The sequence below is a fragment of the Formosa sp. Hel1_33_131 genome (genome assembly GCF_001735745.1).
Taxonomy (GTDB): Bacteria; Bacteroidota; Bacteroidia; order Flavobacteriales; family Flavobacteriaceae; genus Hel1-33-131.
Genome location: NZ_CP017260.1, coordinates 46,032 through 60,572, shown reverse-complemented (window position 1 = coordinate 60,572; position 14,541 = coordinate 46,032). Strand labels below are relative to the sequence as shown.

The following is a 14,541-nucleotide window of genomic DNA, read 5'->3' as shown; positions in this document are numbered from 1 at the left end:
ATTAGTAAAAATCCTAAGACTACAAAGAAGGCTTTTTTGTCTTCTAAAAAAGTAATTCATAAAGCCAAAGTTTTGACTCCATCGGATGTTAAAGAAAACCGTTCAATGGCTTATACGTATCTAAACTTATAAGTTAAAATAGTTTGCTAGGCCATTGTTTTAATTATAAACCCGTAGGCAAGACTACATTAAACGGCATTCAAACGGATTTATATTCTTTTAAATGTACCTACAACTTAGCCTATGTGCTTGAAGTTGAACACCATCCAGATAATATTTACATAATAAAGTTCTTTCAAAAAAACCATAAAGATTCGAGCTATCGCTATAGTTTGCTAAATAAAAAGTCAATCAGAAAGGGGTCGTCTGGTGCGAAAAATTTCTTAATCATTCTTAACACGATAATAAAAGTTGTTTTAGAGATCTATTCCAAAAATAAATCAAGTTCTTTTGGATTTATAGGGTCACCGACAAAAGACGAGCTAAATAAAAAAGTCAACAAAGCGAATATAAATATTGACGGAACGGTGGCTCAAACAAAACGATTCAACACTTACGGAATCTATGTGAAGCGTTATTTTTCACCTGAAAAATTTGAACATATTGAAATAAGCACTTCGAGTAGTTATTTAATAAAAAGTAAAAAATCTAATTTAAAATTAAAAAGTGTTGAACTTTTTTTTCAAAACTATATTGAACTCTATTGTTAGTAATAAAACCTATTTAACATTTTATTTACTAGTGTATATGTTCAAAATAAATAAGACTTTAGGGTATTAATGAAAGGTAAGACGCATTGGTTATCATGTTTTAGAGTGCTAAGGTTCACAATATTTTTATGTTTTTTTAAAAAAGTTTAAACCGCTTCATTAAAAACCATCCATTTTCATACCTTTAAACTTTCTATATTTATTTTTATTGCAAACACATCTCACATCTTTAAAACAGCAGCTATCTGGAGAACTTTACGACAGTGATCTTGTGAAAACCTTGTACGCCACAGATGCATCTGTGTACAGAGAGTTGCCTTATGCGGTTGCCATTCCAAAAACAACAGAAGACATCAAACGTTTGATTGAATTTGCAAGTGCTAATGCATTGTCAATTATTCCGCGTGCGGCAGGCACCTCTTTAGCAGGCCAATGTGTTGGCGATGGAATCGTTGTAGATGTATCTAAATATATGAATGAGATCTTGGAAATTAATACCCAAGAACAATGGGTGCGTGTACAACCCGGTGTGGTTCGAGATCATTTGAATACATTTCTTAAACCGTATGGTTTCTTTTTTGGACCTAATACATCGACTGCCAATCGCTGTACGATGGGAGGGATGGTCGGAAATAATTCTTGTGGTTCGACTTCCATTGTGTATGGAGCCACCCGCGATCACACTTTAGCAGTCAAAGCCATTTTAAGTGATGGAAGCGATGTTGAATTTTCAGCTCTTAGTAAAGAAGAATTTATCTCAAAAACAAAAGGCACTTCGTTAGAAGCCGCCTTATACAAACATATTTTCGCAGAGCTTGATAATCACATCATTCGGGAACAAATTGAGACAGGCTATCCAAAAGCGTCCATTACGCGACGCAATACAGGCTATGCCGTAGATGCATTGATGCAAACCAATGTATTTGAAGAATCTAAGGAGGATTTTAATTTCTCTAAACTACTTTGTGGTTCCGAAGGTACTTTAGCATTTACCACAGAACTAAAACTTCAAATTGTGCCCTTGCCAAAACCTTTTCAAGTGGTTTTAAATGCGCATTTCAATTCCATAACCGAAAGCCTTCAAGCGACCTTAATCGCCATGAAACAAGCACCTTCTGCTTGTGAATTGATGGACAAAACCATTTTGGATTGTACCAAAGATAACATCACCCAGCAAAAAAATCGATTCTTTGTCGAAGGCGATCCAGAAGCAATTCTAATGGTGGAGTTTAGAGGCGATACTTTAGAGGATGCCAAGCAACAGGCCTTCCAATTAGAAACGAATCTTAAAGCCTCTAACTTAGGTTATGCCTATAAATTAGTCGAAGGAGATGACTGCAATAAAGTATGGGATTTGAGAAAAGCAGGCTTGGGACTTTTGGCAAATATTCCAGGAGATGCTAAAGCTGTTGCCTGTATTGAAGATACCGCTGTGGCCTTGGACGATTTGCCACTTTATATTGAAGCGTTTACCACGCTTATGAAATCCTACCATCAAAAAGCGGTGTACTATGCACATGCTGGGGCAGGGGAATTACATCTAAGACCGATCTTAAATTTAAAATCATCTACAGATGTGGCATTGTTTCGATCTATTAGTGAAGCCTCTGCAAAATTGGTAAAATCATTTAAAGGAGCCCTCAGTGGAGAACATGGCGATGGCCGTGTTCGATCGGAATTTATTCCCTTAGTTTTAGGGGAGGAAAATTACCAACTTCTAAAACGCATCAAATCGACTTGGGATCCTTTAGCACTGTTCAATCCAGGGAAAATTGTGAATGCCGTTCCGATGGATGCTGCCTTGCGTTACGAAGCAGATAAAACCCTTCCAAAAGTAGAAACCCTTTATAATTTTGAATCAACTGGAGGTATTTTAAACACGGTAGAAAAATGCAATGGCTCTGGCGATTGTCGAAAATTAAGTTTTGCAGGTGGAACCATGTGTCCAAGTTATAGAGCGACCTTGGATGAAAAAGATTCTACGCGGGGTCGTGCCAATGTATTACGAGAATTTTTAACCCAAAACACTAAAGAGAATCCGTTCGATCATCCAGAGATTAAAGAAGCGTTGGACCTTTGTGTGTCTTGTAAGGCGTGTAAATCAGAATGTCCTTCCAATGTTGATATGGCAAGTCTGAAAGCAGAGTTTTTATATCAGTATCAAAAAACAAATCCGGTTTCACTCCGAAGTAAACTCATTGCACACAATGCTAAAATAAATGCGGTTGCTCGTCGGTTTGCAGGTATTTATAATTTTATTGGAAAAAGCTCTTGGTTTAAATCCCTCATAGGCGTGCATCCAAAACGGTCGCTTCCAAACTTACAGTCTAAAACGTTACGACAATGGTTTGACAGCGTTCAACAGGGAAATCATCCAAGAAGCGTTTATTTATTTTGTGATGAATACACCAATCATTACGACGTAGAAATTGGTAAAAAAACAATCTTACTCTTAAATAAATTAGGGTATAAGGTTCACATGCCCAAACATCCTGAAAGTGCCCGTGCCTATATTTCAAAAGGATTTTTAGACCAAGCTAAAAGCATTGCTACAGAAAATATAAACACCTTTAGTAATTTGGTTTCTAAAGATAGGCCCTTGGTGGGAATTGAGCCGTCTGCCATTTTAGGTTTTAGGGATGAATATCCAAACCTTGTTGATGTGGAGTTGAAATCCAACGCTGAAAATTTAGCCCAAAATGTATTTATGATTGAAGAATTTCTAGCCAATGAAATGACCGAAAATAAGATTGACGTTTCAAAGTTTACCACAAAAACAGAAACCATCCATTATCATGGACATTGCCATCAAAAAGCATTGTCCTCCAATACGTATGCCGAAACTATTTTAGCTATCCCTCCTAATTTCAAGGTTGAAACCATAGACGCTGGATGTTGCGGTATGGCGGGATCTTTTGGTTATGAAAAAGAACATTACGAATTAAGCCAACAAATAGGAGAGGACCGCTTATTTCCTTCTTTGAGAGGTTTAGATACAGACGTTCTCTTGTCGGCTTCTGGTACAAGTTGTAGGCATCAAATTAGAGACGGAGTGAATAAAACAGCCCTGCATCCTATTGAGGTTCTGTACGACGCACTAAATGAGCCACTATGAGTTATTTAGAATTTATAGGATATTTCGGAGCTTTTTTAACAGGTATTGTGATCGGTCTTTTTGGAGGTGGAGGCTCTATTTTGGCAGTTCCGATATTTGTTTATCTATTTAAATTAAACCCTGTCATCGCCACCAGTTATTCTATGTTTGTCGTTGGGTCTTCAGCGGCTATTGGAACACTTATTAATCTAAAAAAGAAGTTGATTGAATACAAAACTGCAGGTATATTTACATTGCCAGCACTGGTGTCTGTATTTCTGACACGCCGTTTTTTAATCCCCAATATTCCAGAGGTGCTGCTATCTTCTGAATCTTTTGACATCACAAAAGAGATGGGATTGATGTTGTTTTTTAGTAGTATTATAATGTTATCATCTGTTCTTATGATGAAAAAACCCAAAACAGAAACCATCACGAATTTAAACACCAATAAGAATTATGGTTTATTGATTTTTATAGGGCTAGGCGTTGGTGTTTTAACAGGGTTGGTAGGTGCTGGTGGTGGATTTATTATTGTGCCAGCATTGGTGTTATTCGCACGATTAACAATCAAACAAGCCGTCACTACCTCATTAATAATTATTACTTTTAATTCACTTATTGGATTTAGTTCTGATGTGTCCTTCTTAGAAATTGAGTGGAATTTTCTCATGCTCTTTACAGTCATTTCTGTTTTAGGAATTTTTGTGGGTACTTATATTTCAAATTATATACGTGAATCGACCTTAAAAACCAACTTTGCTCGCTTTATGATTCTAATGGCTGTGGTAATTATTTTCAAGGAATTGATTTCTTAAGTTGTAACATTTTTCCTTTGTTAGCGTCAAATAGATAAACCTACAAATCATGAAACAAGACAATCAAGCCATCGTGCTCATGCACCTTTCTCAATTAGCAACCTTTGCGTTGGCATTTGGAAGCATCCTAATTCCTCTTATCATCTGGTTTACGCAAAAAGATAAAATAAAAGACTTAGATGCCCACGGAAAAATGATTCTAAATTTTCAGTTTAGCCTTTTGATTTACAGCTTTATATGCATCCCGTTAGTTTTTGTAGGAGTGGGGATTATAGGCCTAATTGTAATTTTAGTGATGTCAATTGTATATCCAATCAAAAATGCAATTAAAGCAAGCGATGAACAGCTACCTGTCTATCCGTATAGCATCCCGTTTTTAAAATAATGTCTTGCAGTGTTGAGGTTCACTGTCATTAAATCATCAAGCAGCAATGTTATTTTAATTTTTTCATTACCTTTGTACTTCGAATACGTTGAACAACTATGAGTCCAAAAGTTTTACTTAACAATAAGGAAGTAAACATCATTCTACATCGATTGGCTTGTCAACTCATTGAAAAACATACCGACTTTTCTAACACCGTTTTAATTGGTTTACAACCAAGAGGCATCTTTTTAGCACAACGCATAAAGACGCTTTTAATGGAAGAATATAAGCTTCCTGACGTCCAATTAGGTTTGTTAGACATCACGTTTTATAGAGATGATTTTAGGCGATCGGATAAAGTACTCGAAGCAAATTCTACCGAAATTGATTTTTTGATTGAAGGCAAACGCGTTGTGTTTATTGACGATGTGTTATATACAGGGCGAAGTATTCGTGCGGCTTTGACTGCCATCCAATCGTTTGGACGTCCGAATGAGATTGAATTGCTAACCCTTATAGACCGACGTTTTAGCAGACATTTACCCATACAGCCAGATTACAGAGGCCGGCAAGTCGATGCTATTAATGACGAAAAAGTATTGGTAAACTGGAAAGAAACAAGCGGTGAAGATGCCGTTTATTTGATAAAAAATTAGACCATGAGCGAACTGAGTGTAGATCATTTATTAGGAATAAAATATCTCAACAACGATGATATTAACCTTATTTTTGACACTGCCGATCACTTTAAGAAAGTGATCAATCGTCCCATAAAAAAAGTACCTTCCCTTAGAGATATTACAATTGCCAACCTCTTTTTTGAAAATTCAACGCGTACAAAACTCTCTTTTGAACTGGCTCAAAAACGCTTGTCTGCCGATGTGATCAACTTCTCCTCTGGACAATCGTCTGTGAGTAAGGGAGAAACGCTGGTCGATACAGTTAATAACATTCTCTCTATGAAAGTAGATATGGTGGTCATGCGCCATCCGAATCCTGGGGCGGCGACCTTTTTGTCGAAACATATAGATGCACAGATCATCAATGCGGGCGACGGTGCACACGAACATCCAACGCAAGCCCTTTTAGACACCTATTCAATTCGTGAAAAGTATGGCGAAGTAAAAGGTAAAAAAATAGTCATTGTCGGAGATATCTTACACAGCAGGGTTGCACTCTCAAACATCTTTGCCTTGCGATTACAAGGAGCAGAAGTCATGGTTTGCGGACCAAAAACCCTCATTCCAAAATACATTGATAAACTTGGAGTGAAGGTTGAGACAAACTTACGTAAAGCACTAAATTGGTGTAATATAGCGAATATGTTGCGGGTTCAAAACGAACGCATGGAAATCAGTTATTTCCCTACCACAAGAGAATACACACAACAGTACGGAGTTACTAAAGATTTGTTAGAATCTTTGGATAAAGAAATTACCATTATGCACCCAGGGCCTATCAACAGAGGAGTTGAAATTACCAGTGAAGTGGCGGATTCTGGTCAAGCTATTATTTTAAATCAAGTTGAAAATGGAGTGGCCATTCGAATGGCAGTCATGTACCTTTTAGCTTCTAAAATTAAACAATAAGATGACTATAGAACAGGATAATTCGACGGCAATAATTACTCAAGAAAAGACAAGTCTTTCGGAATTTTCTAAGAAATTCTCAGTGCTCCACGAACGTTTTAAAGAAGGCAATGTGATTTTACAACTCAACGATGCACACTCAGATTCTATGGATGTGTTAGTGTCGCTGTCAAAAACGCATCGCGAATTAAATCATTCTTTTGTAGTGGTCAGTGCACAGCTAAATCAAAATGATTTCGAAGATGATTTCACCGTCGTTCCAACACTTCAAGAGGCACACGATTATATTGAAATGGAACAAATGGAACGCGATTTAGGAATTTAATACCACAACTTTGAAACTTTCCATACTCGGTTGCTACAGTGCAACTCCCAGAATTATAGCCCATACCACCTCTCAAGTTTTAGAAACTCGTGGGCATTTATTTTTAATTGATTGTGGCGAAGGCACTCAAGTTGAGTTGAGACGTCATAAAATCAAGTTCAACCAGATCAAGCACATCTTTATTTCTCATTTACATGGTGATCACTATTTTGGATTGGTGGGCTTAGTTTCCACTTTTCGATTGCTAACACGAGAAACGGATTTACATATTTACGGTCCTAAAGGCTTAAAGGAATTGATTACCCTCCAGATGAAACTAGCGGATTCATGGACTAATTTTAAATTGATTTTTCATGTATTGTCCTCTAAATCATCCGAACTCATTTTTGAAGATGAAAAAGTATCTGTCCATACCATTCCTTTAGACCATCGCATATATACCAATGGATTTTTGTTTAAAGAAAAACCGTATGAACGAAAGTTAGACATCGATAAAGCCGAAGCACTCAACATCAATAAAGCCTATTTTAGAAAACTCAAACAAGGCGACGATGTGGTCAATGAGGAAGGCACTTTAATTCCGAATGCAGAGGTGACTTATGACGGTCATCAGACTAAGAGTTATGCTTTTTGTAGCGATACGGCTTATAAAGAGGACATCATACCCATTATTAAAGATGTGGATATGTTGTATCATGAATCCACTTTTATGGACGCTCACGAGCACTTATGCGTCAAAACAAAGCATTCTACGGCCAAACAAGCTGCCACCATTGCATTGAAAGCCAATGCCAAACAATTGATCTTAGGACATTACTCCACACGTTACGGAGGGTTAGAAGGATTTAAAACAGAAGCAAATACGGTTTTTAAAGACGTATTGCTTGCGGATGACGGGAAAGTATTTGACTTTTAGAAGCTTTCAAATACTCCCAAACCAAACAAGGCAAAATCATATTTCACAGGATCTTTTGGATCTAATTTACGAAGAGAAGCATCCAACTCAGCCAGTGCTTTGGCATCATTTTGAGAACGTTGAAGCATTCCTAGTTTTCGGGCGACATTTCCAGAGTGTACATCCAAAGGGCAGGAGAGTTGAGAAGGGGAGAGCTGCGTCCACAAACCAAAATCAACCTTGGTGTCATTTGGGCGAACCATCCATCTTAAAAACATATTAATTCGCTTTGCAGCCGATTTTTTTAAGGGATCACTGATGTGTTTTTGAGTGCGTTGGAGGTGGTCAATTTCAAAAAAATGTTGCTTTAAATGGTGAATTGCGCTTTGTAAGCTATCCGTTTTTGCATAGGTATTAAAAACACCTTCCAATCCGTTGTGATGGGTGTAGATGTGTTTTAGACTTTCCATAAACTGAATACAATCAAGCCCGTTAAAAGTGCGATGTACAAAGGAATTTAGAGGTTCTAAATCTTTGGGTTGGTGCTGCATCACAAATTGATAAGGCGCATCATCCATCAAACTCATCAAGCGTTTGGCGTTGTTGATAATGCTTTTTCTATTGCCCCAAGCAATGGTGGCGGTGAGAAAGCCTGAAATTTCAATATCTTCTTTTAAGGTATAACGGTGTGGAATTTGAAGAGGGTCCGATCCAATAAAATCAGGGGTATTGTACTGAACGACTTTAGCGTCCAAAAATTCTTTGAGTTCAGAAAAATTTAATTTTGACACTCTAGTTCGTTTTTACAAGTCCATCACTCATCGTTATTTTTCGATCGGCCATATCTGCTAATTCATGATTATGCGTCACAATAACAAAGGTTTGTCCGAACCGATCTCTTAATTTAAAAAATAATTTATGGAGTTGTTCAGCAGATTCACTGTCTAAATTCCCCGAAGGTTCATCGGCAAAAATAACAGAAGGACTGTTGATTAATGCCCGTGCCACGGCGACGCGTTGTTGTTCGCCACCTGAAAGTTCGTTTGGCTTGTGGTTTTTTCGTTCCTCTAGCCCTAAAAACTGAAGTAATTCAAGTGCTTTTGCTTCGGCTTCCTTTTGTAGAGTTCCCTTTATAAAAGCAGGAATACAGATGTTTTCAAGGGCTGTGAATTCAGGCAGTAATTGATGAAATTGAAAAATAAATCCCAATTGTTCATTTCTAAATTTAGCCATCGCGGTATCAGAGAGTGCAGCCACATCAATTCCATTAATTAGCAATTGACTATCTGGGTTTTTAGAGTAAAAATCCAAGGTGCCTAAAATCTGTAATAAGGTCGTTTTGCCAGCTCCAGAGGCACCAACAATAGAAACAATCTCACCTTTTTCAATAGTTAAATCAACTCCTTTAAGAACATGAAGTTCATCGTAATATTTATGTATTTGCTTTGCAATAATCATACTGTGAAATTAAGTTTTATAGTTTTTATGTGCAATTATTTAAGCGAATTTTAATTAATTGTTTACTAACTTTGACATCTAATTAATTTGATATGAAGCGTGCGATTTTTGCGGGAGGGTGTTTTTGGTGTACCGAAGCCGTATTTATTCGACTTAAAGGAGTTGAGAATGTGAAATCTGGATACACTGGAGGGTTTATTAAAAACCCAGCGTATCGCGAAGTCTGTCAAGGACGCACGGGCCATACAGAGGGGATTCGATTGGATTACGATGAAACATTAATTTCTTATGCCGAATTATTAGAAGTATTTTTTGCAACCCATGATCCCACAACCCTCAACCGTCAAGCGAATGATGTAGGCACGCAATACCGTTCCTCCATTTTTTATACGGATGACGATCAGTTTGAAACTGCGAGGCAGTTTATAAAACACCTCAATGATTCTCATATTTTTGAAGACCCAATTGTCACTGAATTAATGCCTTTGGAAGTGTTTTATGATGCCGAGGATGATCATGATAGTTACTACGACCTAAACAGGGAACAGCCTTATTGTACCTATTTAATCGATCCGAAAATTAAAAAGCTAACGACTCATTTTAAAACGATTTTAAAGTAAGATTTTTAATCCTAAATCAAACTTATTATGAACCTAAATAACAAATCAAAATCAACAAAATTATTTCTTGGATTGTGTTTTGATGCACTAGGGTATGTCTCTTTTGTATTCCCTTTTTTTGATATTTTATGGGCGCCTTTATCATCTTATTTGATGACTGAATTATACAAGGGTAAAAAAGGAAAAATAGCCGCAGTTTTTGTTTTTATTGAAGAAGCACTTCCGTTCTCTGATGTGATTCCCACATTTACTATCATGTGGATTTATACGTATTATTTTGACAAATCAACTAAAGCTTCAAACAAAGCTCCAAATTAGCAGGACGTCCTTGATAATACTTGATTCATTGAAAAAGTATTCTGGTGTTTCAAGAAATAAAAATGTTAAGTTTTAAAAAGAGAAGAGTCGTGTAATTAACGAAATGACTTCTGAGTAGATACCTTAATCTTTTAAAAATTTACCCAATCCAAAACGGCGAATCATTTTCTTTTCAAAGTTCCAGAAAAACTGAAACTGACCAAAAACCCATCCAATTAAGACCAATAAGACTTGATAAAAAAACAGGCTAATCACAGTGAATAAAATCCAATACAGTAAAGGGTTTAAGTTATCTTGAGTAATTCCCAACCATTTAATGACCGGACGTCCGACAAGCACGGAAGAGGACCCTGTAATCGCAAAAACGATAAAAATCCGAATGAGTTCCCAGCGTTGATTGACAATCCATTTAGGTTCTAATTTTTCGATGGTGTACAGCACTATTTTCAGGAGTACATAAAACATGACGAAAGAAACAGGGATGGTCATATAAAGCGTAGTAAGTGGGAGTAAAGACGTTAATCTAAATGCACTATACCCTAAGACTACAAGCCCAAGAAACGGAAACAAGAGTTGCCAATTTTGTGTAATGTTCCAGTTTACTTTAAATGTTTTCATTTTTCAAATATACTACAACTTAAAAAACCTTAACGACTCTGTTAAGGTTTTTTTGAAATGTATTAAAATTTAATATTATTACTTCAATATAGAAATAATTTGAGATGCTAATTCAGAACCAATACGATCTTGCGCTTGATTTGTAGCGGCACCAATATGAGGGGTTAAAGAAATTTTTGGATTCATTAATATTTGAACTGCTGGCGTTGGTTCGCTTTCAAAAGTGTCCAAGCCTGCAAAGGCTAATTTGTTAGAATCAAGTGCTGCAACAAGCGCAACTTCATTGACGACACCACCACGCGCGGCATTGATCAACGCAGAGCCATCCTTCATAAGTTCAAATTCAGCTTCGCCAATGACGAAATCTTTTTGAGCTGGTACATGTAAGGTAATAAAATCAGATTCCTTTAATACCGTTTCTTTAGAGACAGTTTTGATTTCGAAATCAACTGTTTGACCATCGTGAAACGATAAAGAAAGGGTTGTTTTTTCTAAGAATGGATCAAAAGCAATTACTTTCATTCCGAGGCCTAAAGCCATTTTTGCAGTGGCTTGACCAATTCTACCAAATCCAATGACTCCTAAAGTTTTACCTCTTAATTCAGTACCTTTTGCATACGCTTTCTTAAGGTTTTTGAATTTAGATTCGCCTTCTAAAGGCATCGTTCTGTTAGAGTCGTATAAGAAACGAACTCCCGAAAATAAATGTGCGAATACCAATTCTGCTACCGACTCCGAAGAAGCGGCAGGTGTATTGATAACACTCAATCCTTTTTCACGGGCATATTCAACATCAATATTGTCCATTCCAACACCACCTCTACCAATAATTTTTAGGTTAGGGCAGGCGTCAATAAGATCTTGTCTTACCGTTGTTGCACTTCGTACAAGAAGCGCTACAATGTTTTCGGTATTGATAAAATTCTCTAATTGTTCTTGTGCTACAGTGGTTGTAAGGACTTCAAATCCTGCTGCAGTTAAATCATCGATTCCACTTTGTGAAATTCCGTCGTTTGCTAGTATTTTCATTTTTTATGCTTTTCGTTCTAATTCACTCATGACATCTACCAAAGTTGCTACGCTTTCCAAAGGCAGTGCGTTATACATGGAAGCTCTGTAACCTCCAACACTTCTGTGTCCATTTAATCCATTAATTCCCGCTTCTTTCCACATCGCATCAAAGGATACTTTGAGCTTGTCGTCCGTAAGAGAAAATGTGGCATTCATTGTCGATCGATCTGCAGTTGCAGCAAAGCCTTTAAACAAAGGGTTTAGATCAATTTCTGAATACATCAAACGTGCTTTTTTAAAGTTTTCTTTCTCAATCGCTTCGATACCTCCTAGGCTTTTTAGCCACTCAAGGGTAAGCATTGAAGTATAGACAGCAAATACAGGAGGTGTATTGAACATACTTTCCTTATCGGCGTGTACTTTATAGTCCATCATAGATGGAATTTTTCGGGTTACTTTTCCTAGAATTTCTTCTTTAACAACCACTAAGGTCGTTCCTGCAGGCCCCATATTTTTTTGAGCACCAGCATAGATTAAATCAAATTTTGAAAAATCAAGGGTACGAGAAAATATATCACTACTCATATCACAAACTAAAGGGATATCAAGTTTTGGAAATGATTTCATTTGTGTTCCAAAAATGGTGTTGTTGGAAGTACAATGGAAGTAATCAGCGTCCGTTGGTATTTTATAGCCTTTAGGAATGTAGTTAAAATTAGCCTCTTTAGAAGAACCCACTTCTAGGATGTCACCATAGAGTTTGGCTTCTTTGATTGCTTTGTCACTCCAAGTTCCTGTGTTCAGGTATGCAGCACGTTTTTCTAATAAGTTTAAAGCAACTGCTAAAAACTGAGTGCTTGCACCTCCTTGAAGGAACAAGGCTTTGTAGCCTTTACCTTCCAATCCTAATAATTCAAGCGCTAAGGCACTTGCATTTTCCATCACATCAATAAATGCTTTACTACGGTGTGATATTTCGATTAATGACAAACCATCATCAAAACTTAAGACTGCTTGTGCGGATTTTTCTAAAACTTCTTGAGGGAGGATACAAGGTCCTGCGCTAAAATTGTGTTTTTTCATTTGAATTTTATTGAGTGAGCGAATTGCAAATTAATGTTAATTTTTTCAAGCTGTAAAGGTCTGAATTAATAAAAGATAATTATATATGAAAATGCTAATATTATGTTATATTTTTAACAAAAAATCAACAGTATCAACGCCATCCGCATAATCTTCTAATTGGGGCGTTTGTGTGCTCCCAAAAGAAAGATGGTCTTCAGATATATTATTTGAAACAATGCATTGGATTTTATCGGCATCGCTGTTTAATTTGTCAGTTAAGGTTTCAAGGCTGTCATAATGCTCGTAAAACAGTGTTGCAATAGGGGAGGCGTAGCTTGGATCTTCCTTGATCATTAGGAACCCGTTCTCAAGCATTTTGAATTCACTCATTAAATAGACGGCTTTGTTGTAATCATAATTATTGGCATATTTAGCCCCATTGATAATCGGGTGCCAGTGGTACATGGCATCAAAAAAGGCATCAAAGTTATAGCCTTTTGGAATAAAGAGTTTCGAAACACTGCGACATCCCAGTCCGTAGTATTGAAAAATATCGTTGGATAGTTTTAATAAATCTTCCTTTGTTTCATCCCCAGTTAAGATCGCTAGCGAATTTCTATTTTTTCGTATGATTGACGGTTTGTCCTTGAAATAATACTCAAAATAGCGCGCGGTATTGTTGCTCCCTGTGGCGATCACGGCATCAAAACCTTCTAGCTTTTGTTCTAAAAAAGTAACCCTGCCTTTGAGTTCTGGGGCGGCTTTGGTTAGATATAAGGATATAAAAGGCAAGAGGTGTTTGTCGTTAGACGATTGTTTAACAATGATTTCGTGATTGCAGATCAAGGCACATAAAAAATCATGAAACCCAACGAGTGGAATATTTCCTGCCATGACAATGGCGACCTTTTTTTGTGAAGCTGCTTCAAGGGGATAGTTGGACACCCAAGAATTTAAGGTGTCGGTAGTGAGTAGTTTTGCCCAACTTTCAATGGCAAATAAAATATTTGTTTCTGAAAACCATCCATTGTGTTCTTTAGATAGTTTTATTTGATGTTTAAATCCGTCGAAAAATAAATCATTAAAAAGCACAGATTCATTTTTTAGCGTTGATTCTGTAGTAAATTGGGATAAAAATCGCCCTAATTCATTTAAAGCCTTAATTGTATTTGTTTTGTGATTCATTATTTGTTTAACCGCTTTTTTGGAGTTATTTTTGCATGCAAATTTAAGTAATAAATACGCAACAACAGCTATGGCAATTATTATAACTGACGAATGTATCAATTGTGGGGCTTGTGAGCCTGAATGTCCAAACACAGCCATCTATGAAGGTGCTGACGATTGGCGCTATAAAGATGGTACAAGTCTTGAAGGAGATTTGGTGTTAACGGATGGAAAGCAAGTGAATGCTGATGCCGCTCAGACGCCTATAAGCGACGAACTCTATTATATTGTACCCGATAAATGCACGGAGTGTGTGGGCTTCCATGAGGAGCCACAGTGTGCTGCTGTGTGTCCTGTGGATTGTTGTGTGCCAGATGATTCGCATGTAGAGAGTGAAGAAGTGTTGTTAGGGAAACAACGCTTTATGCATCCAGAATAATTCAGAAATTTTTTTATATAAAAAAGCCACGCAAATTTTGCGTGGCT

The 14,541-nt window shown here is 36.9% G+C and carries 17 protein-coding genes; 11 read left to right on the top strand and 6 right to left on the bottom strand.

Annotated features, from left to right (window positions below):
• Positions 1 to 143: 143 nt before the first annotated feature.
• From FORMB_RS00295 to FORMB_RS00260, 8 genes are all read left to right on the top strand, one after another.
• On the top strand, positions 144 to 710 hold the full coding sequence (locus FORMB_RS00295) for a hypothetical protein (protein WP_069675556.1): 567 nt from the start codon (positions 144 to 146) through the stop codon (positions 708 to 710).
• Positions 711 to 918: 208 nt separating this feature from the next.
• Positions 919 to 3,825, top strand: coding sequence for an FAD-binding and (Fe-S)-binding domain-containing protein (locus FORMB_RS00290; RefSeq protein WP_069675555.1), 2,907 nt, complete (start codon positions 919 to 921; stop codon positions 3,823 to 3,825).
• Positions 3,822 to 4,622, top strand: coding sequence for a sulfite exporter TauE/SafE family protein (locus FORMB_RS00285; protein WP_069675554.1), 801 nt, complete (start codon positions 3,822 to 3,824; stop codon positions 4,620 to 4,622). Before FORMB_RS00290 ends, FORMB_RS00285 begins: the two co-directional genes overlap by 4 nt.
• 49 nt (positions 4,623 to 4,671) lie before the next feature.
• Positions 4,672 to 5,007 (top strand): DUF4870 domain-containing protein, encoded by a 336-nt coding sequence (locus FORMB_RS00280; protein WP_069675553.1) that lies wholly within the window; start codon positions 4,672 to 4,674, stop codon positions 5,005 to 5,007.
• Between the two features lie 98 nt (positions 5,008 to 5,105).
• Positions 5,106 to 5,645 carry a bifunctional pyr operon transcriptional regulator/uracil phosphoribosyltransferase PyrR gene (gene pyrR / locus FORMB_RS00275; protein WP_069675552.1) on the top strand — a complete coding sequence of 180 codons (540 nt, stop codon included), beginning with the start codon at positions 5,106 to 5,108 and terminating at the stop codon, positions 5,643 to 5,645.
• Between the two features lie 3 nt (positions 5,646 to 5,648).
• Positions 5,649 to 6,578 (top strand): aspartate carbamoyltransferase catalytic subunit, encoded by a 930-nt coding sequence (locus tag FORMB_RS00270; RefSeq protein ID WP_069675551.1) that lies wholly within the window; start codon positions 5,649 to 5,651, stop codon positions 6,576 to 6,578.
• 1 nt (position 6,579) lies between these two features.
• Positions 6,580 to 6,903 (top strand): hypothetical protein, encoded by a 324-nt coding sequence (locus FORMB_RS00265; protein ID WP_069675550.1) that lies wholly within the window; start codon positions 6,580 to 6,582, stop codon positions 6,901 to 6,903.
• A gap of 10 nt (positions 6,904 to 6,913) precedes the next feature.
• Positions 6,914 to 7,819: a ribonuclease Z gene (locus FORMB_RS00260; RefSeq protein WP_069675549.1), complete on the top strand. Its 906-nt coding sequence runs from the start codon at positions 6,914 to 6,916 to the stop codon at positions 7,817 to 7,819.
• On the opposite strand, the gene FORMB_RS00255 is transcribed toward FORMB_RS00260, so the two are convergent.
• A complete protein-coding gene (locus tag FORMB_RS00255) occupies positions 7,816 to 8,589 on the bottom strand; it encodes a TIGR02757 family protein (protein WP_069675548.1) in 774 nt (257 codons plus the stop codon). The two genes, FORMB_RS00260 and FORMB_RS00255, sit on opposite strands and share 4 nt — an antisense overlap.
• A 1-nt stretch (position 8,590) precedes the next feature.
• Positions 8,591 to 9,256, bottom strand: a complete 666-nt coding sequence (locus FORMB_RS00250; RefSeq protein WP_069675547.1) for an ABC transporter ATP-binding protein — start codon at positions 9,254 to 9,256, stop codon at positions 8,591 to 8,593.
• Between the two features lie 92 nt (positions 9,257 to 9,348).
• On the opposite strand from FORMB_RS00250, the gene msrA reads away from it, so the two are divergent.
• Both msrA and FORMB_RS00240 read left to right on the top strand, forming a co-directional pair.
• Complete coding sequence (gene msrA, locus FORMB_RS00245; protein WP_069675546.1) at positions 9,349 to 9,876, top strand: peptide-methionine (S)-S-oxide reductase MsrA; 528 nt, start codon at positions 9,349 to 9,351, stop codon at positions 9,874 to 9,876.
• 27 nt (positions 9,877 to 9,903) lie between these two features.
• Entirely contained in the window at positions 9,904 to 10,194 is a 291-nt protein-coding gene (locus tag FORMB_RS00240) for a hypothetical protein (RefSeq protein WP_069675545.1), read from the top strand.
• Positions 10,195 to 10,317: 123 nt separating this feature from the next.
• On the opposite strand, the gene FORMB_RS00235 is transcribed toward FORMB_RS00240, so the two are convergent.
• From FORMB_RS00235 to FORMB_RS00220, 4 genes are all read right to left on the bottom strand, one after another.
• On the bottom strand, positions 10,318 to 10,812 hold the full coding sequence (locus FORMB_RS00235) for a DUF6787 family protein (RefSeq protein WP_069675544.1): 495 nt from the start codon (positions 10,810 to 10,812) through the stop codon (positions 10,318 to 10,320).
• 78 nt (positions 10,813 to 10,890) lie between these two features.
• Positions 10,891 to 11,841, bottom strand: coding sequence for a D-2-hydroxyacid dehydrogenase (locus tag FORMB_RS00230; protein WP_069675543.1), 951 nt, complete (start codon positions 11,839 to 11,841; stop codon positions 10,891 to 10,893).
• Positions 11,842 to 11,844: 3 nt separating this feature from the next.
• Complete coding sequence (gene serC, locus FORMB_RS00225) at positions 11,845 to 12,906, bottom strand: 3-phosphoserine/phosphohydroxythreonine transaminase (RefSeq protein WP_069675542.1); 1,062 nt, start codon at positions 12,904 to 12,906, stop codon at positions 11,845 to 11,847.
• Positions 12,907 to 13,011: 105 nt separating this feature from the next.
• Positions 13,012 to 14,073 (bottom strand): acyl-CoA reductase, encoded by a 1,062-nt coding sequence (locus tag FORMB_RS00220; RefSeq protein WP_069677836.1) that lies wholly within the window; start codon positions 14,071 to 14,073, stop codon positions 13,012 to 13,014.
• Between the two features lie 70 nt (positions 14,074 to 14,143).
• Here FORMB_RS00220 and FORMB_RS00215 point away from each other — a divergent pair, with 70 nt between their 5' ends.
• Positions 14,144 to 14,494: a 4Fe-4S dicluster domain-containing protein gene (locus tag FORMB_RS00215; RefSeq protein ID WP_069675541.1), complete on the top strand. Its 351-nt coding sequence runs from the start codon at positions 14,144 to 14,146 to the stop codon at positions 14,492 to 14,494.
• The last annotated feature ends 47 nt before the right edge of the window (positions 14,495 to 14,541 follow it).

Coding starts and splice junctions, on each gene's coding strand:
- FORMB_RS00270 (WP_069675551.1), top strand. CDS start 5,649: ATGAGCGAACTGAGTGTAGATCATTTATTAGGAATAAAATATCTCAAC.
- FORMB_RS00220 (WP_069677836.1), bottom strand. CDS start 14,073: ATGAATCACAAAACAAATACAATTAAGGCTTTAAATGAATTAGGGCGA.
- msrA (WP_069675546.1), top strand. CDS start 9,349: ATGAAGCGTGCGATTTTTGCGGGAGGGTGTTTTTGGTGTACCGAAGCC.
- FORMB_RS00235 (WP_069675544.1), bottom strand. CDS start 10,812: ATGAAAACATTTAAAGTAAACTGGAACATTACACAAAATTGGCAACTC.
- FORMB_RS00240 (WP_069675545.1), top strand. CDS start 9,904: ATGAACCTAAATAACAAATCAAAATCAACAAAATTATTTCTTGGATTG.
- FORMB_RS00280 (WP_069675553.1), top strand. CDS start 4,672: ATGAAACAAGACAATCAAGCCATCGTGCTCATGCACCTTTCTCAATTA.
- pyrR (WP_069675552.1), top strand. CDS start 5,106: ATGAGTCCAAAAGTTTTACTTAACAATAAGGAAGTAAACATCATTCTA.
- FORMB_RS00215 (WP_069675541.1), top strand. CDS start 14,144: ATGGCAATTATTATAACTGACGAATGTATCAATTGTGGGGCTTGTGAG.
- serC (WP_069675542.1), bottom strand. CDS start 12,906: ATGAAAAAACACAATTTTAGCGCAGGACCTTGTATCCTCCCTCAAGAA.
- FORMB_RS00250 (WP_069675547.1), bottom strand. CDS start 9,256: ATGATTATTGCAAAGCAAATACATAAATATTACGATGAACTTCATGTT.
- FORMB_RS00265 (WP_069675550.1), top strand. CDS start 6,580: ATGACTATAGAACAGGATAATTCGACGGCAATAATTACTCAAGAAAAG.
- FORMB_RS00285 (WP_069675554.1), top strand. CDS start 3,822: ATGAGTTATTTAGAATTTATAGGATATTTCGGAGCTTTTTTAACAGGT.
- FORMB_RS00230 (WP_069675543.1), bottom strand. CDS start 11,841: ATGAAAATACTAGCAAACGACGGAATTTCACAAAGTGGAATCGATGAT.